This is a genomic window from uncultured Psychroserpens sp., from assembly GCF_947492715.1.
In the GTDB taxonomy this organism is placed as follows: Bacteria; Bacteroidota; Bacteroidia; order Flavobacteriales; family Flavobacteriaceae; genus Psychroserpens.
Genome location: NZ_CANLNS010000011.1, coordinates 1 through 15,791 on the forward strand (window position 1 = coordinate 1; position 15,791 = coordinate 15,791).

Below are 15,791 nucleotides of genomic sequence, written 5' to 3' on the forward strand. Positions count from 1 at the left end.
AAGTTAGAGGTAAAAAAGTCAATATTAGAATCAGTGTTTTTTTCATTTTAGAGTTTCGTGGATATTGTACACAACGGTTTTGTGTATGATTTCGTTGCGTGTTTCAGCAACTAAATTAGCAAATACAAACCGAATAGAAAATCCGCGAGGATTTTCGTAAGTAGGCGAGTATTAGCAATGAATTATACACGGTGTTAGCATACGTTTTTATTCCGCTTATTTTGTCAAGTCATACATCTCCCAAATCATATGACATTCGGTTCCGTTTAGAGATACTTTTACAGCTCTTCCAATATTTTTGTCCGTATTCTTAATTCCGTTTTGGTTCTGATTGTAACGAAATCCAATTATCCAAAAATCATCTTTTTTTTTCGAATAAACAGCTTTTGGAATTAGTGTGTTATACCTTAAGTTCAAATGCTCATCAATTGAACCATTTAATTTAAGACCTTTAATGTCAATTTCAGTTGAGTTTTTGTCCAGTCTTTTGTTCGCCCAACCTTGTTCAATAAGATATCTTTCTGCAATCTTTTTTGCTTTATTTTCTGAAATTCCATTAGTAACTCCGCAGCTTATTGCAATTAAAATGAAAAATAATATGTTATGACGGATTTTCATTTCAAATGTATGCTAACGTGTTCGTGTATGGTTAGTTGCGTTGGCTATGTCTAAATTAGTAAAAGAAAACGAACCAGAGGAAAATCCGTAGGATTTTCCGAGTACACACACAACCAGCAATGAACTATACACGTTGTTATGTACTGTTGCAACACAATAGAGTAAGAACGTGTTACCACAACCAATCTAAGGTAAAGTGAGCAAGAGTAAGCACATAAAGCAGTAAACGAGCTAACGCAAGGAATTTTGAGTAATCAGTTTTCGCCGAAATAAGCTAACGTAAAGAGAGTATGAGTAAGTTACAAGAGTGAGAAGTTGCAATTGTACCTAACGTGTTTGTATATGGTTTGTTGCGTGGTTTAGCACGTAATTTAGCAAATAAAAACCTAATAGAAAATCCGCGAGGATTTTCGTAAGTAGTCTAGAACTAGCAATAAATTATATACGGTGTTAGCCAACGTTTTTTTCGTTTAATGAATCGAATAAAACATTTACATCTCGTTTCTCAATATGTATAATTAAAACTTGAATATTAACTGATGTATCTCTTAATAATTTTTGTATGTTTTTTTTAGCAGTTTGATTATTCAGTTGATTAGCTATATCAAAAGTGCTACCCTCCAAAACTAGCACATACTTTTTAAAACTAAATTTCGACTTTAACTTTCTGTAATTGTCCTGTGCATATCTTATTGCAAGTAATAAATTTGAATACTTTCCTTTTTTACTTATTTTATGTTGAAAAAAGGTGGATTTTTTATCCATTGTTGTTAATTCGTAATCCACACCATTGTCAATTTGTATTGGATTGAAACTAAGCATTGCTGGTTCGTCAAAATATGTAAAAACCCAATCTGCAATTATTCCCTCTTCCTCTTGTGACCAAGGTCTGATTACACTTTTAACTTCTTCAATTACTGTTTCTTCTAATTTTGTGTCGAGATAGAGTTTTGACTTATGAAGAAACTCGTTTATGCCGTACATCCAGAATCGCTTTCCTGTATAATCGTTATATTCTTTTATAAGTTCATATCTAGGTCCTTTAGGCTTACCTTCCTTATCTAAATTCCACCAATCTTCTTTAAAATCGTTTATTATTAATATTGTATCGCTATTTTTTCTTTTAGCTTCCTCTAGAAGTTCTTTCCATACAATTAAATCACCATACTTTTGAGTACCTATTTTATCTTCATCATCTAAGTATCCAGGTGGAATTTCATTTTTATATCTAATTTCACCTTCTTTAACTAATTCAAGTATTTCATTAAAGTTTAGTCCATCTGTAGTGGATATACTTTTTTTTAATTGTTCTAGTATTTTGTCTTTTTCTAAGCTCTTTTGAAGTAATTTCTTTTTTTTGTCAACTTCCTCCTGCATTGTATCTTTAAAAGAAGAAAAATTCTTTTCAAACGTTTCTAAATATTTATTTAGCAATGAGATTTTATTTTCAAATTCAATATAGACTTTAGGTTCAATAAATGGATGTTTATCAGCCTTAGTAGTCTTTTCTTTTAGAGTATTGAATTGACCTAAAAGATTTTTATTTAATTGCTTTTGAGTATCTTTAATTATATCACCAATTTTATCTATATGGCCACTATCTTTTTGGGTTTTATTGATGTTCAATAAACTATCATAGGTTTTTATAGGTTTTTGTAATACAGTGTTTCTATTTTTAAGAAATTCAAATTCAGTATGTTTAGAAATTAGAACGCGGTTCTTAAGTGCTTTAAATGTTTTATTAAAAATTTCGAGAGAATTCTCTTCTGAATAATAATAAAAATCTAACAATGATGAAGTGTCAAAGAAAACTAAAGCCGTTTTGAAAAGTTTTTTTTCGTCCTTTTCATTTATTCTAAATATATTGAAGTTCTCTGGTTTCATAAATGTTGGCTAACGTGTTATATGAGGATAAATATACACGTTTCTGGGTGTTATTCTCCCATAATCGGGAAGTTTTGTTCCTCATTACCGTTTTGTATTAAATCCTCAATGGCTTGATCTAATGGGCTTTTCACTTGCAATAAATCTTTTCTGGCTAGATGTGTGTATATCATAGTTGTTTCTGGTTTACTATGTCCCAATAAATCTTGGATATGTCTTAAACTAACGCCTTGTTCTAATAAATGAGTCGCATAACTATGACGTAATTTATGAGGTGTGATGGCTCTGTTAATATTTGCTAATAAACAAGAACGCTTTAAAAATTTACGAATGCTACTTGCAGAATATGGCTTTCCTTTTGGGCCTTCAACAAAATAATGTTTTGGTTTGTAGGTTAAAAAATAACTTTGGAATAGTTCTAAACAGCTATTTGCTAGTACTACATATCGGTCTTTTCTGCCTTTCGCTTGTTTTATATGAATTTGCATTCTTCCTATATGTATATCAGTCAATCTTAAGTTTATAAGTTCTCCTACACGTAATCCACTCGAATACAGCGTGCTAATAATTACACGATGCTTTAAATTTTGAGTTACTTGGATTAGTCGTAAGACTTCTCTAGTAGATAAAACCTCTGGCAATTTTTTAGACTTTTTTGGTCGAGTTAACTGCAAATTAGTAATTTGAGAATCAGGAAAAAATACTATGAATAACTTCAAAGCGCTTATGAATTGCCGTTGCGTACTTATTGAAAATTGTCGGGTAGACATGGCATTTTCGATGAATAATTCTACATCTTTATTATTGAGTTGTGAAATAGATTTTTCAGTATTAAATTCAACAAAATCGGCCACAAGATAGATGTAAGTATTTATAGTATTCATACTATAACGCTTTCCTCGAAGGTATTTAAAAAAGTTATTTAGAATTAACCGTTGTTTTTTATCAAGTGATCTTTTCCGTATCATGGTAGTTATTTGAAATATAAACAACTAAAATATAGAAAATATACTAAACAAGATTTTTTACAACATACTCAATCATTGCGCTACAAATACCAACAAGCCCAATACATCAAGCCAAATTGAAGCGGAATACGTAAAATTAATAACCACTTAGGAAAACCAGCAGATGCCTTTTTGCTAGACAGCATATAGAAATGTACAAGTAGAAAAACAGCTAACATCCCAATAATACCATAAATAGAAATAACGTTTAATTTAGGGATGCATATACCAATACCTAATACAATTTCTGCAAGCCCACTTAAATACACCAATAGCTTATGGTTTGGCAAATAGCGTGGCATAATACGCATGTATAGTTTACGTTTTGCAAAATGCATGAAGCCAGCAACAGCATATAGGCCAGCCATAAGGTATAAATGCCAAGGGCTACTCATCTTTATAGGCGTTGTAATTAATGCCTACACCATAATTATTAAGATTTGTGCGTAATAAACTAGACTCTATACCATTTCCTTTTTTAAACTGCACCCAATTATTACCACTTATAAAAACACGCTTTATAAACGTATTGTGGGTTGCAATTTCATCTGTAAAAGGTAGTAACGGTCTAAAGTTAGTTGGAATCTTTACAGTGCCTCGTTTTCCTTTAATCTCTTTATACTTTTTGTTAGGAAGCAGCTTCCCATTTTGATCGGTATAGCCTAGCACTTGTATTGATACAAAAAAACCATCCTCTGGAATAAATAAACTGTGATCCGAAACATCAAGTTCAAATTCATCACCATTTTTTTCGGTCACTCTAAACACAATATTCGAATAGGTCATCACATCTCCAGGAAAACCATTGTCGTTTTTATAGAATTTCACTTTAAAAAGGGTAGAGAACTTACGTTTATCAGCATTAGCACGTTTTCGCTTTTTCCAATCACGCGATTCTAAAGTAATAGGAAATAAAACAGATGTAATTTTCTTAAGTTTTGTGTTTCCGTTAGGGAAAAACACAGCAATTTCACTTTCTATAGTTGGCAACCAACACTTGTAATAGTCATCATCTAGATAAGGTTTTATAGTCTCTTTTTTAAACTTGCGGTTAATTTTAGCATTAACAATAACTTCATCTAGCTTGTCTGCTTCCACTTCCATCGTAATGGTTTTAGGCAAATTTGCAGTAGCTAGTGATATGTCCTTATAACCTAATGCCGAAATGTGCAACGAATCAATATCTGGATAGAGTTTTTTAGTGAAAATAAAAAGGCCATCATCGTCGGCAAAGAGGCCTTGGCCGTTCCCAAAGGACACTGTTGCGTAAGATACTGGGTATTTTGTTTCTACGTCTATAATTTTAGTTTGAGCAGTGCTAGAAAAGACTCCAGCGAGCAGCAGGACGTAACATAATAGGTATTTCATGTGTGTATGTGTAGCATTGAGTTCATTATGCCTAAATATACACATTAAGTCCATGTAAATAAAAAAACCACTGCGCATTAACAGTGGTTTAAGATTGATTGGTTAGATATCGGTTATTCTTTATCTAAATTTTTGGTCATATTAAAGCCTACAAATAGTCCAACTCCTGCCATGAAAAAGATGGTTGCCGGATAAACAGCATCTTCATCTAACGAGGTATAGTTGTCAAGCAGAGACGCGATGAATGTCCCAATACCAATACCCATTAGTAATAAGGCAAGGTTAAGAATAAGTACTTTCCAAATAGGAGCAGTATGTCCTTTACCTTTCATAAAGATTGTAGCATCTGCACCTTTTTCAATAAGTGCTAAGCGTTCTTTATTTCTAGTAGATAGATATAAGTAGAATATTCCAAATAAGGCTATAAAGAATGAGATTGGGATTAAAATTGCTTCCATAGTGTTTCGTTTTTAATTGATTAATTTTAAGTGTTCTGAGCTTATGACGACGGCTTTTGAATTTAGGTTACAAACTTTTGAATATTTTTTTTTCTTCGGAAATTGTAACCATATGGTTAATGATGTCGTCTTAATGTAAAAATGACCACCAACAAAGACCAAATACTCATCAATCAAATCATCGATGGCGATACAAATGCCTTTTCGACATTGGTTGATATGTATAAAGATTTGGTGTTCACATTGGCATTACGAATGCTGAAGAATAGGGAGGAAGCAGAAGAGGTTGCTCAAGATACATTTATCAAAACCTATAAGTCTATTGATAAATTTAAAGGCGACTCAAAGTTATCGACATGGATTTATAGAGTGGCTTATAACACCTGTTTAGACCGAATTAAAAAGAATAAAAAGCATTTAAACAACGTTGAGATTAATGAGTTTACAGCCCATGAAGTCAAAACCATTGACAATGCATTAGATAAAATTGAAGCTAGAGAACGCGAAGAAGCCATACAGCGATGTATTAATACGCTACCAAGTGAAGATAGCTTTTTATTGACCTTATATTATTTTGATGACTTATCTTTAGATGAAATTTCTAAAATTGTAGGTATCTCAGCAAATTCTATTAAAGTGAAATTGTTTAGATGCCGAAAGAAGTTAGCCACAATATTAAAGTCGCAATTAGAACCAGAAATAATTGAACATTATGAACGAGAACGCAGATAAACATTTAGACAATCTAGCACGTAAAGTGATTGGTAAATCGGCAATTGAAAGTCCGTCGTTTGATTTTACAAATACAGTAATGTCTCAAATAAAACAGTTGAGTGCCTCTAAGGTTACAACCTATGTGCCTTTAATTTCAAAGCGGGTTTGGTTTATAGTGGCAATTGCAATCATTGGAGTTATAGTCTATAGTATTTTTGGATCGTCTACAGCTGATAGCGGTTTACTCGATAAAATTGGTATGGAACGCTTTTCAAATTTAGAATTTAATAATCCTCTAGGAAGTTTAGATATCTCACCAACAGTAATTTATTCGGTACTTTTATTTATAGTCATGCTATGCATTCAAATCCCGTTTTTAAAACATTATTTCGATAAACGTTTTGAGGCGTAATTAGTCTTTGAAGTACCAAAACGGAATGCGTTCTACAATCCAATTAATGGTGTCTTTCTTTCTAATACGTAACCTACTCACACTAAGTACATGCTTACCTTTAGATAAACTATCGAGACTTATGTAAGTCTCGAAACCAAGTTCATTTTTGAAATTTTGTGCGAGTATAAATTCTGAGGGATAACTCGTAGAATCTATTTGAACAGTATAGATATAATTAAAGGTTTTTAAATATTCTCGTCTGAGGCTATCGCGATTTGAGCCACCAAAATTTACATTAACCATATTGTTTTGTAGGCCTCTCTTATCTCTTTTAGGTTTTAAACCACTATTAAAAGCGAAAACACGATCTTCAATGTTTTCATGATACAACATAAAAATCTTTAAGTGCGACGTCGTAATCACTTTAGACGGAATCGTGACATCTCCAGTAAATTTTTTGTTAGTAGCCAATTGATCGTCGTAATTTTCATTATTAGCAATAATCGTATTAGAACGAATATTGGCGTGAATGTAGTTTGAACTTTCATAATGAAAAGACGTTATAGCTAGTATCAATAAATAAAACGGGACAAGAATAAAACTTAGTCGCCTTCCAAATTTATGATCTAAGAAGTTGTAAACCAACGGACGATAAAGAAAGGATAAGGTGATAATGCTAAAAACCCAATATACTGGGAAGTAGATTTTAGAAATCCATTTTTTCTTTTTTAAATACCCTAAAGTCACAAAATCAATAAAAGTAATAAGCATGCCAATGCATATAAATAACATTAAAGGAATACCAATACCTTTAGATATCCAACCAGGCAAAGTATCACTGCTTATGACATAATTTCCAATTAATGCAATAGAGACTATTGTAAAGGAAATGGCAAGTACATAGAAAATGAGTAAAAACGAAATTGCAAAAATGATACTGCAATAATTTTCCAACGTACCAATATATTTATCAAAAGAGCCTACTTTCTTTTTAAGGTATTTGGTAAAGCGTTCGCTATAATTTAGCACATCATAATCGATATCTCCAGAGACATAACGAAGGCCCAAGGCACCAATCCAAAGACCGCGAAGTAGTACATGCAGAATCAAATTAAATATAAGAATAGCGCAAGAAATCTGAGCAATTAACGAAATAAAAAACTTGTAAATCTGTTGTGTGTTTTTGGCCTCATGCACACTGTTTTGTATGGGATCATAAATTGTAAATAATCCAAAAATGGCAAAACCAGAAATAATGAGTTCTAGCTGCCAACTTTCTTCCTGAAGTTTCTGGAGTAATTTTTTAAAACCAGGATTATTGTAATCTTGACTCATTTGGTTGAATTTGAGTTTAAATATACAGACTTTTATAAAATTTTTTTAAGAATTTTGAAACCCTAGAGTATTTCCTTCGTTTTTAATTTTGAACACTAACCAAAACTTAATGTCTAAAGAGCATACTATTTTAATTAATCGCTGCAAGAAAGGAGATGAAAAAGCTATGATGCAAATCTATGACTTGTACTGCGATGCCATGTATCAGATAGCTTGTAGGTATTTAAATAAAGAAGATGCTAAAGACGCCATGCAGGATAGCTTTTTAAAGGCTTTTGCAAAACTTGAAAGTTTTAAAGAAGATTACACGTTTGGAGCTTGGTTAAAACGAATTGTGATTCATCAATGCATTGATGAACTCAAAAAGAAGCGATTGGCATTTACAGATTCTGATATTGCCAATCTAACCATAGAGGACGAATCAAATGGTTGGGATTTCGACACTGAGATAAGCAAAGAACAAATTAAGGCTGCTATTGAAAAATTATCTAATAAGCATCAGGTTGTGGTTAAACTCTATCTCATAGAAGGCTATGATCATGACGAAATTTCAAAGATTCTTGATATTCCAGTAAAAACATCAAGAACACATTTAAGACGCGGTCGATTAAAACTGCAAGAACTTTTAAAAACACATTACAATGAAACAGGATATTAGAGATTTATTTCGAGATGATGAGGTTTCAGATCACAAGTTACCAAAACATCATAGACAAGAGTTTTATGAGAAACTTAAAGCGGCGAGACCACAACGTAAGTCAGGGTTAAAGATGAATTATATTCTCAAAATCGCAGCTATTGCAGTGTTGTTTTTAGCACTGGCATTCACAGTATTTAAAATGGCAAATAAGACCGTTGCTAATGAGATTGTTAATGAGTCGTCTTTAGAACATCAAATTGAAAGTATAGAAAAAGAGTATTTAGCAAGTATAGATAAAGAGTGGGGAAAGTTTGTAGCTGTTGCTAATGACGAAAAATTGGTAAAACGCTACAAGGACAAATTAGACGATTTAGATGCAGATTATCAGGAGATTTCTAAACAATTTAAAGCAGACAATAATAATATTCTAGTTATTGAAGCCTTAGTTGATAACCTAAAAACACGACTTCAGCTTTTAAAGGATATACAACAACATATCAATTTATTAAATCAAAAAACAGAACAATATGAAACGATTAACATTTAAAATCTGCCTGCTGATACTCATCACATCAGTATCAGTTTTTGCACAAAAGAAAACAGTCTATTCTGAAAGTTTTTCTGTCAATAAAAACACAACGGTAATTTTTAATTTAGACAACATAACTGTAGCAATTGAAGAATCTAGAGATGGCAAAATACATTTTGATTATACCTTAGAGTTTGATGGTTATTCCAAAAAGGAGATGCAAAAGAACTTAGATGAACTCAAAGTAAAAGCGACTATGTTTGATAATCATGTCACATTAGTTGCAAATAGCACATCACAATTATCAGCTGTAAATTATGTGTATAGCGTTAATGAATTGGTTATTGAGGACGATATTTTTTCAAAATCAAGAGATTCTATCGTTAGAAAATCAAGAGATTCAATCATTAGAGAGGTTAGGTCTCATGGTAGGTTTGGGAAGTTTACCAATTCGTTAAAATATTTAAATAATCGCTTTAAGACTAGAGATAAAGATGGGAAATTACGGAATATTAGAAATGGCGATGTGAAAATAATGAGAAATCATTTTGTGATTAAAATACCATCATTTCTGAAGTTAAAAATTAATGGAAAAAACGCTCAAGTTACTATGCGGGAGAATACCATTAATGAGCTGTCTGTTGAACTTAAAAGAGGCTATTTTAATGCCAAAGAACTATTAAATGATTATAACGTATTTAAAATTATTGATGCCAGTTTTAAGTCGGAAGGCTTAGTAGGAGGGAGCTACGAATTTAATAATGTGAGTCAAGGTTTAATAGGAAGTATACGTGATGTAAAAATCACCTCCGAATTTTCAAAGATTGAAATTGGCGAGATTCAAGAAAAGACTTCAATTACCGATTTTAATAGTGAATATTGGTTTTATAATTGGGGCAAAAACTTCAAACGTTTCGATCTCCTTTCAGAATATTCTAAAATTCATTTTTTCTATCCGGAAACTTATGACTTTAGTATGAAATTTATTGGAAACAATACGGTTAATCATTTCGATAACGTTTCAGTAACTATGCAGCCTACAAAAAATGGCGAAAAGTTCAATATGGTAGAACGAAAGGCTAAAGGAGAAGGTCATTTTTCTGGAGCTATTAACTTTGATATTGTCCATGGCATAATCTATACTGTCAATGATACATTCATTATACCAAAAGAATAATTAACGGAATAGAAAGATGAAAAGCATCTTAAAATAAAAACGCTTTGGCTTTCAAAATTCCATCGTACCATTACTAACAAATAATAAATATTTAAAATGAAACATCTCATTATTCTAGCTGTTGCATTCATTTGCTTCGGCACACTAAACGCGCAAAAAAGTGACATTAAATTACAAACCAAATATGGGTCTGATCAAAAAGAAATACATGACTTATTGAGGTTTCAAAATGTCGAAACCATTAAATTGAGGTTTACAGGAAACGACTTAAAAGGTAAAAACTATAAGTTATTCGTAAAAGAATACACCAATGGTAAACTTGCTAAAACAGATACGATTATAGATAGTGGAAGATATGATTACATACCAGCTATTAATGATTCGATTTTTGAATTTAAGTATTATGTGAAAACGCAAATTGATAATACGATTAAAATGAACTTTATGTTCGATCGTTTTTCTACACCAAGATTGTACGATATTAAGGCGCCAAAAGATAAGTATGCCTTGCACGACTTTTTAAAAACTAGTGATCCTATGCCTGTTAATTTAGATACAGGTACTTTAATTATGGGCTATTTTTTACCTTATATTGATAAAGAAACCGGTTGGAAAAAGTACTGTGATGTGTCAGGAAGTAAGCATAAACCAGAAGATTGGGGAACCGCTTTTAATATTCCAAACTATTATCTCATAGAAATCATCTTCGAGTAATAAAAGCAATAAAAAAGCACAAGTAACTCAATACTTGTGCTTTTTAAGTAACCATATGCTGGTTTTGTTTAAACTATAAATTCTGGTTCTGGTTTATGTAAACTTACTACAATTAGAACAGCAGCTCCATTGATCCAGTAATAATAAGCATCTATACCTTCAAAAGAAAAAATAAAAGGTGCTAGTATAAAAACTACAGCTACTAAAAAGTCTACAACGAGATGAAATTTGTATGACAAAATTTTAAACACCCCTAAATGATGGTCTGTTAGTATTGTTAAAATTAACGCTGCAATCCCTATGGCTACAGACAACTGTAAAGCCAATGCATTTGAGTTACCTAATCCTAGTACGAAAGGCAGTATGATTAGAGCAACAGCCACAGGATAATCTAAATAGGCATGTATTCTCTTAGTGATAAATTTCATGATATTTTATTTTAATAGATTACACCCATAACTTAGTTATGAGTTTTGCTCAATTTTTTCCAGTTTTTATCTGCCCCAGCAACAAGTTTATTATGGTTTTTTTCATTTAGCCATAGTTGTTGTGCGTCTAAATTAAGATCATATAAGAAAAGAAAGTATTTACCGTCTTTTACAATAAATTTGTTTGGATCTGGTCTAAACTTTGCTCCAGCATAAGTTCCAAATGCACAGAATCCACCATATTGAGGTTTGTATTTATTTGGATTTTTGTCGAATGTTGCTTTTTGTTCTGCAGACGTGAAATAGTATGTAATCTTTTCATGTACAGACTTAAATTCTTTTAATCCTTTTTGAGCAATGCCCAAATCTAAGTAAGATACAGGGCTATAACCTTGTAAATGAATTGTGCTGTTATCTACATTGTTTGCCATTCTGTCTTGGGCAAATGTTATTGAACTTACTAATAGTGCAAGTCCTAAAATTGATGTTTTTATTAAATTTTTCATTGTTATTGTTTTTAATAGTTTTATTCTGCGTTAAAGTATTCTTCTTGAATAACTTGTCCTTGATCGTTCCAAATTCTACGAATGATTTCATGCCAGTAAATTTTACTACCATCTTTCATGTCGAAATCGAATGTAAATTCTGAAGCTGATACATTACCATCTACAATAGTATGATGTAAGGTGATACCATTTACATTTGCTATTCCTGCCGTAAAGCCTTCCATTTTTGCTATCATTGCTGCTTTGTCTGCAGTTGTGCCACCTTGACCATGATCTGAAGTGCTAGCGCTATCTGCGAAAAATGTTTTTACGGCGTCTACTACTGCTCCTGTTGAAACAATAGCATCCATTTTTGTTACTTGTTCTTTAATATTCATCTTTTTAATTTTTTAGTGAATTAATACACTGCAAAGATGAACCGAATGTGGCCTTTAGATGCTACAAAAAAAAGACTAAGAATTGTACTTTTTAGATTTGAAATCGGTTGGTGTTTGTCCAGAATAGTGTTTGAAAAATCTTGAGAAGTGATTAGGTTCTTCAAAACCTAATCGGTGTGAAATAGAGGCTATAGTTTCACCGGCTAAAATCATTAGTTTAGCAGTATTAATAAGTTCTAGTCTAATGAGTTGCCCCAGAGAAGTGTTCATTTTAGCTTGAACCTTTGTCGATAGTGTTTTTATTGAAAGGTTCATTTTATCGGCATAAAATGATAAGTTTCTTTCTTGTGTATGATAGGTTTTAAGAAGCTCAAGAATATCTTGCGCAAATTGATCTCTATTCTCGAAATCGAAATGAGCTCTAAAAGCCTTTGGTGTTTGTCCTGTCGATTTTTTAAACACACGATTAAAATAGGCATCGTCTTTAAAGCCTAAATCATAAGAGATTTCTTGGATGTTTTTATCTGTAAAGGCCACTTCTTTGAGGCTTTCATGTAATCGCTTAGAGCCCATTAGGTTCTTTACCGATAAACCAACTTTATCCTTTATAAGAGCTTGTGCATTATAACCACGATCATTAATTAATCCAACAAGATCATGACTCGTAAGTTTGTTCACATATTCTTTATCAATGATCTCTTTAGCATCAAAGATCACTTGATACTCTTCTTTACTAGCTTTAAATGGGTTTTGCCAATACCATTGTTTTGATGAAATATCAATAATATCGGCAGAGTTATCTGTAAGCACAGATGTAGACAAAAAGGTCTCACATTCTGCACATTCTAGTAAATCTATATAACCTAAAGAAATGAGATGTTTAAACAAAACTCTGATGTCTGGGTTATGAAATTTTGTATCGTTTGAAAATTCAATCCTTCTAACCGTAAAATCATCAGATTGAAATTTGATGTACTGTCCTTTTTCTAAAAATATCGCTTTTTGCTGCCAATCGAAATAGGTTTTGAAATCAACTTGAATACTCCCTTTTCCAGATAAAATGTGAATAAGCGTATGACTTTTTATAAAGTATACCTTGTTAATTTCTGGACTAAATTTTTCGACTTTCAATTGTAAACTCTTTTAATACCAGCGCTTCTTTTTCTTTTTAGATGCTTCGCTCTTTCTTCCTTTCTTGTATTTACTACCTTTCTTTTTATGAACAATAGGCTTCACCTTTGGATCTAATGGATAAGGATGATGTTCCTCAATTGGAATCTGAACGTTTATAAGTTGCTGGATACTTTTTATATAAGTCTTTTCGTCTGCAGAACACAACGAATATGCATGACCAATATGTCCTGCACGACCTGTTCTACCAATACGATGAACATAGGTTTCGGGAACATTTGGGAGGTCAAAATTTATGACAGCATCTAATTCGTTAATGTCAATCCCTCGAGCAGCAACATCGGTTGCAATAAGAATATTAACTTTAGCACGTTTGAAATCGGCGAGTGCATTCTGACGTTCATTTTGAGACCTGTCTCCATGTAAACGTTCAGCCAAATATCCATTTTTTGTTAGGGTCTGATGTAGCTTATCCACACCAAACTTTGTACGCCTAAATATGAGAATACTCCCTTTAATTTCATTTCTTAATAGATGCAGGCAGAGCTCAATTTTATTTCGCTTAGGCACATAATAAAGTACTTGACTTACTGTTTTTGCTGCCGAAGATGTTGGTGTCACCTCAATCCGTTCTGGAGCCGTTAAAATAGAATTGGCCAATTGCTCAACTTTATAAGGCATTGTTGCCGAAAACAAAAGTGTTTGTTTTGTTTCAGGACAAAGGCGTTCAATCTTTTTCACATCATCAATAAAACCCATATCCAACATAAGATCGGCCTCATCTAAAACAAAGGTTTCTACATAATCTAAATTTACTACATCTTGTTTATGAAGATCTAGCAAACGACCAGGAGTGGCAACTAAAATATCAACACCTTTTGCTAAAATGTCTTTTTGAGGTTCAATAGATGTCCCTCCAAAAATAACGGCAGATCGCAAATTTGTATACGTAGAATAGGTAGAGAAATTCTTGGCAATTTGAATGGCAAGTTCACGTGTTGGACTTATCACTAACGCTTTTATTTTTTTTCCTTTTTTAGGAGCGTCTTGTTTGTCAAATAACAACTGTAAAATTGGTAAGGCAAATGCAGCGGTTTTTCCTGTTCCAGTTTGCGCAGAAGTAATAACGTCTTTTCTATCTAAAACAGCCGGAATTGTGCGTTCTTGTACTAACGTAGGGTTGTCGTAACCAGCCTCGGCAATGGCTCTTAAGATAGGTTTATTGAGTTTTAAGTCTTTAAATGACATGCACTAAATTTTATGCAAAGGTAGCTATTATTTTACTGATGTGTTTCTTATGTTTTTTCTAGATATTAAGTGGGTTTAAGCCATGTTGTGAACCTTATAAAAAACGTTCTAAACGCTTTCGTTTTCGAAGTGGTAAGGCCTCATTGTTTAAAACAGATTTGATATGATCTTTGTTTTTATTTTCAGCATATAACAACTGAAAAAAGTCATAAGTAGAGATGCTGTCTTTCACATGTTCTATAAGTTCAAAAGCATCGCCCGGAGCAACCATGCCTTCTTTTATAACACGTACGTATGTGCCTGGATAACCATGGGCAATAAATTCGTTAAGCACATTTTGGGATTCAAACTTTAGAGCAAATTTATAGCAAGGCTCTCTAGGCTGAGTAATTTGAATAATTGCATCGCCCACTTTATAGATGTCACCAATACTTAGTTCCTTTTCGTTTAAACCTTCTACAGTGAGATTTTCACCAAGCATCCCATAGGTCCACTCTAAATCTGGATATTTACTTTTCCAATATGGATAGTGGTCTGTAGAAAATAAATAGCACGCTTTAAATTCGCCGCCATGTACTTTTCGGTCTGAAATTTCATCACCTTTTACGGCCTCTTTTTCAAGGAAAATTGGAGCAGAGGTAGGTTTTTTATAAATGCCCGTTTTTTCTTCTTTGCCATTCCAAATAAAAGTGTGTGGTTTGGCTATATTGGTTGATGTAATTTTCATATTACTCTTTTATGAATTTTTCGAAATCGTCAATCGCATAGGCTTTGTCAAAATCTTCTTTATCTATAGTGTCAAACTCGCTAGAGTCATAATCCATGGTGATTTTCCATTCACCATTTTCTTTAGCAAAAATTACGTGAAATTGGCCATAGTACTTTTGCTCATTTGCTTTTCCTTTATTGCGTACTAATTGATAAACACCTCTTTCGCTGGCTGTAGATTTCGTATTTATGCGCTCAAAAAAGCGTAAAGAAATATTACTAGTAGTGTTGTTATTTGCATCTCTTTTAAAACCCGTTTTATAATTATTAATATAGGTTTCATAATCGATGATGTTTTTTCCTCCCGAAATCCGTACTAGTTTCTTGGAGTGAATATCTGCCATTAATTTATAGTTGAGTGTGCTAAAAGCCTTATAGAATTTATCCCAGACAAGGTTGATTTCTTTGAGGTTTTCGATAGATTGTGCTTTTGCCTGAGTAGAGAAGGCAAGGAAAAGTACAATGATGAGTATTGTTTTTTTTAACATAATACAG

At 32.4% G+C, this 15,791-nt stretch carries 20 protein-coding genes; 6 read left to right on the forward strand and 14 right to left on the reverse strand.

Annotated features, from left to right (window positions below):
- Nucleotides 1-216 precede the first annotated feature (216 nt).
- The 6 genes from Q0787_RS18485 to Q0787_RS18510 form a co-directional block, all read right to left on the reverse strand.
- Nucleotides 217-618, reverse strand: a complete 402-nt coding sequence (locus Q0787_RS18485) for a hypothetical protein (protein WP_298904701.1) — start codon at nt 616-618, stop codon at nt 217-219.
- 450 nt (nt 619-1,068) lie between these two features.
- Nucleotides 1,069-2,502, reverse strand: a complete 1,434-nt coding sequence (locus Q0787_RS18490) for a PIN-like domain-containing protein (protein WP_298904704.1) — start codon at nt 2,500-2,502, stop codon at nt 1,069-1,071.
- A 50-nt stretch (nt 2,503-2,552) separates the two neighbouring features.
- Nucleotides 2,553-3,470 carry a site-specific integrase gene (locus Q0787_RS18495; RefSeq protein WP_298904707.1) on the reverse strand — a complete coding sequence of 306 codons (918 nt, stop codon included), beginning with the start codon at nt 3,468-3,470 and terminating at the stop codon, nt 2,553-2,555.
- Nucleotides 3,471-3,550: 80 nt separating this feature from the next.
- A complete protein-coding gene (locus Q0787_RS18500) occupies nt 3,551-3,904 on the reverse strand; it encodes a hypothetical protein (RefSeq protein WP_298904710.1) in 354 nt (117 codons plus the stop codon).
- Complete coding sequence (locus Q0787_RS18505) at nt 3,897-4,877, reverse strand: hypothetical protein (protein WP_298904711.1); 981 nt, start codon at nt 4,875-4,877, stop codon at nt 3,897-3,899. The genes Q0787_RS18500 and Q0787_RS18505 overlap by 8 nt, the downstream gene beginning before the upstream one ends.
- A gap of 113 nt (nt 4,878-4,990) precedes the next feature.
- Complete coding sequence (locus Q0787_RS18510; protein ID WP_298904712.1) at nt 4,991-5,335, reverse strand: DUF6249 domain-containing protein; 345 nt, start codon at nt 5,333-5,335, stop codon at nt 4,991-4,993.
- Between the two features lie 141 nt (nt 5,336-5,476).
- Here Q0787_RS18510 and Q0787_RS18515 point away from each other — a divergent pair, with 141 nt between their 5' ends.
- Nucleotides 5,477-6,067, forward strand: coding sequence for a sigma-70 family RNA polymerase sigma factor (locus Q0787_RS18515; RefSeq protein ID WP_298904713.1), 591 nt, complete (start codon nt 5,477-5,479; stop codon nt 6,065-6,067).
- Nucleotides 6,048-6,461, forward strand: coding sequence for a hypothetical protein (locus Q0787_RS18520; RefSeq protein WP_298904715.1), 414 nt, complete (start codon nt 6,048-6,050; stop codon nt 6,459-6,461). Before Q0787_RS18515 ends, Q0787_RS18520 begins: the two co-directional genes overlap by 20 nt.
- Here Q0787_RS18520 and Q0787_RS18525 read toward each other — a convergent pair whose 3' ends face one another.
- The gene (locus Q0787_RS18525; RefSeq protein WP_298904718.1) at nt 6,462-7,778 is read right to left on the reverse strand and encodes a hypothetical protein; all 1,317 of its coding nucleotides are present in this window, start codon (nt 7,776-7,778) and stop codon (nt 6,462-6,464) included. It abuts the gene before it with no gap.
- Between the two features lie 109 nt (nt 7,779-7,887).
- Here Q0787_RS18525 and Q0787_RS18530 point away from each other — a divergent pair, with 109 nt between their 5' ends.
- The 4 genes from Q0787_RS18530 to Q0787_RS18545 all read left to right on the forward strand — a co-directional run bounded on the left by Q0787_RS18530 (nt 7,888) and on the right by Q0787_RS18545 (nt 10,838).
- The gene (locus tag Q0787_RS18530; protein WP_298904719.1) at nt 7,888-8,436 is read left to right on the forward strand and encodes an RNA polymerase sigma factor; all 549 of its coding nucleotides are present in this window, start codon (nt 7,888-7,890) and stop codon (nt 8,434-8,436) included.
- Complete coding sequence (locus Q0787_RS18535; RefSeq protein WP_298904720.1) at nt 8,420-8,965, forward strand: hypothetical protein; 546 nt, start codon at nt 8,420-8,422, stop codon at nt 8,963-8,965. Before Q0787_RS18530 ends, Q0787_RS18535 begins: the two co-directional genes overlap by 17 nt.
- Complete coding sequence (locus tag Q0787_RS18540; protein WP_298904723.1) at nt 8,946-10,124, forward strand: hypothetical protein; 1,179 nt, start codon at nt 8,946-8,948, stop codon at nt 10,122-10,124. The genes Q0787_RS18535 and Q0787_RS18540 overlap by 20 nt, the downstream gene beginning before the upstream one ends.
- Before the next feature lie 96 nt (nt 10,125-10,220).
- Nucleotides 10,221-10,838: a hypothetical protein gene (locus Q0787_RS18545; protein ID WP_298904725.1), complete on the forward strand. Its 618-nt coding sequence runs from the start codon at nt 10,221-10,223 to the stop codon at nt 10,836-10,838.
- A gap of 68 nt (nt 10,839-10,906) precedes the next feature.
- Here the strand turns inward: Q0787_RS18545 and Q0787_RS18550 are convergent, their stop codons facing one another.
- The 7 genes from Q0787_RS18550 to Q0787_RS18580 form a co-directional block, all read right to left on the reverse strand.
- Nucleotides 10,907-11,266: a hypothetical protein gene (locus Q0787_RS18550; RefSeq protein ID WP_298904728.1), complete on the reverse strand. Its 360-nt coding sequence runs from the start codon at nt 11,264-11,266 to the stop codon at nt 10,907-10,909.
- A 32-nt stretch (nt 11,267-11,298) separates the two neighbouring features.
- Nucleotides 11,299-11,772 carry a YHS domain-containing (seleno)protein gene (locus Q0787_RS18555; protein WP_298904731.1) on the reverse strand — a complete coding sequence of 158 codons (474 nt, stop codon included), beginning with the start codon at nt 11,770-11,772 and terminating at the stop codon, nt 11,299-11,301.
- Between the two features lie 20 nt (nt 11,773-11,792).
- Nucleotides 11,793-12,149: a hypothetical protein gene (locus Q0787_RS18560; protein ID WP_298904733.1), complete on the reverse strand. Its 357-nt coding sequence runs from the start codon at nt 12,147-12,149 to the stop codon at nt 11,793-11,795.
- Between the two features lie 75 nt (nt 12,150-12,224).
- The gene (locus tag Q0787_RS18565; RefSeq protein ID WP_298904735.1) at nt 12,225-13,280 is read right to left on the reverse strand and encodes an AraC family transcriptional regulator; all 1,056 of its coding nucleotides are present in this window, start codon (nt 13,278-13,280) and stop codon (nt 12,225-12,227) included.
- Nucleotides 13,281-13,292: 12 nt separating this feature from the next.
- Nucleotides 13,293-14,528 carry a DEAD/DEAH box helicase gene (locus tag Q0787_RS18570; protein WP_298904737.1) on the reverse strand — a complete coding sequence of 412 codons (1,236 nt, stop codon included), beginning with the start codon at nt 14,526-14,528 and terminating at the stop codon, nt 13,293-13,295.
- A gap of 94 nt (nt 14,529-14,622) precedes the next feature.
- Nucleotides 14,623-15,255 (reverse strand): MOSC domain-containing protein, encoded by a 633-nt coding sequence (locus Q0787_RS18575; protein WP_298904740.1) that lies wholly within the window; start codon nt 15,253-15,255, stop codon nt 14,623-14,625.
- Nucleotide 15,256: 1 nt separating this feature from the next.
- Complete coding sequence (locus tag Q0787_RS18580; protein ID WP_298904742.1) at nt 15,257-15,784, reverse strand: nuclear transport factor 2 family protein; 528 nt, start codon at nt 15,782-15,784, stop codon at nt 15,257-15,259.
- Nucleotides 15,785-15,791: the final 7 nt, after the last annotated feature.

Excerpts from the sequence above, each read along its gene's own strand:
- Q0787_RS18485 (WP_298904701.1), bottom strand. The coding sequence starts at position 618 with ATGAAAATCCGTCATAACATATTATTTTTCATTTTAATTGCAATAAGC.
- Q0787_RS18490 (WP_298904704.1), bottom strand. The coding sequence starts at position 2,502 with ATGAAACCAGAGAACTTCAATATATTTAGAATAAATGAAAAGGACGAA.
- Q0787_RS18495 (WP_298904707.1), bottom strand. The coding sequence starts at position 3,470 with ATGATACGGAAAAGATCACTTGATAAAAAACAACGGTTAATTCTAAAT.
- Q0787_RS18500 (WP_298904710.1), bottom strand. The coding sequence starts at position 3,904 with ATGAGTAGCCCTTGGCATTTATACCTTATGGCTGGCCTATATGCTGTT.
- Q0787_RS18505 (WP_298904711.1), bottom strand. The coding sequence starts at position 4,877 with ATGAAATACCTATTATGTTACGTCCTGCTGCTCGCTGGAGTCTTTTCT.
- Q0787_RS18510 (WP_298904712.1), bottom strand. The coding sequence starts at position 5,335 with ATGGAAGCAATTTTAATCCCAATCTCATTCTTTATAGCCTTATTTGGA.
- Q0787_RS18515 (WP_298904713.1), top strand. The coding sequence starts at position 5,477 with ATGACCACCAACAAAGACCAAATACTCATCAATCAAATCATCGATGGC.
- Q0787_RS18520 (WP_298904715.1), top strand. The coding sequence starts at position 6,048 with ATGAACGAGAACGCAGATAAACATTTAGACAATCTAGCACGTAAAGTG.
- Q0787_RS18525 (WP_298904718.1), bottom strand. The coding sequence starts at position 7,778 with ATGAGTCAAGATTACAATAATCCTGGTTTTAAAAAATTACTCCAGAAA.
- Q0787_RS18530 (WP_298904719.1), top strand. The coding sequence starts at position 7,888 with ATGTCTAAAGAGCATACTATTTTAATTAATCGCTGCAAGAAAGGAGAT.
- Q0787_RS18535 (WP_298904720.1), top strand. The coding sequence starts at position 8,420 with ATGAAACAGGATATTAGAGATTTATTTCGAGATGATGAGGTTTCAGAT.
- Q0787_RS18540 (WP_298904723.1), top strand. The coding sequence starts at position 8,946 with ATGAAACGATTAACATTTAAAATCTGCCTGCTGATACTCATCACATCA.
- Q0787_RS18545 (WP_298904725.1), top strand. The coding sequence starts at position 10,221 with ATGAAACATCTCATTATTCTAGCTGTTGCATTCATTTGCTTCGGCACA.
- Q0787_RS18550 (WP_298904728.1), bottom strand. The coding sequence starts at position 11,266 with ATGAAATTTATCACTAAGAGAATACATGCCTATTTAGATTATCCTGTG.
- Q0787_RS18555 (WP_298904731.1), bottom strand. The coding sequence starts at position 11,772 with ATGAAAAATTTAATAAAAACATCAATTTTAGGACTTGCACTATTAGTA.
- Q0787_RS18560 (WP_298904733.1), bottom strand. The coding sequence starts at position 12,149 with ATGAATATTAAAGAACAAGTAACAAAAATGGATGCTATTGTTTCAACA.
- Q0787_RS18570 (WP_298904737.1), bottom strand. The coding sequence starts at position 14,528 with ATGTCATTTAAAGACTTAAAACTCAATAAACCTATCTTAAGAGCCATT.
- Q0787_RS18575 (WP_298904740.1), bottom strand. The coding sequence starts at position 15,255 with ATGAAAATTACATCAACCAATATAGCCAAACCACACACTTTTATTTGG.
- Q0787_RS18580 (WP_298904742.1), bottom strand. The coding sequence starts at position 15,784 with ATGTTAAAAAAAACAATACTCATCATTGTACTTTTCCTTGCCTTCTCT.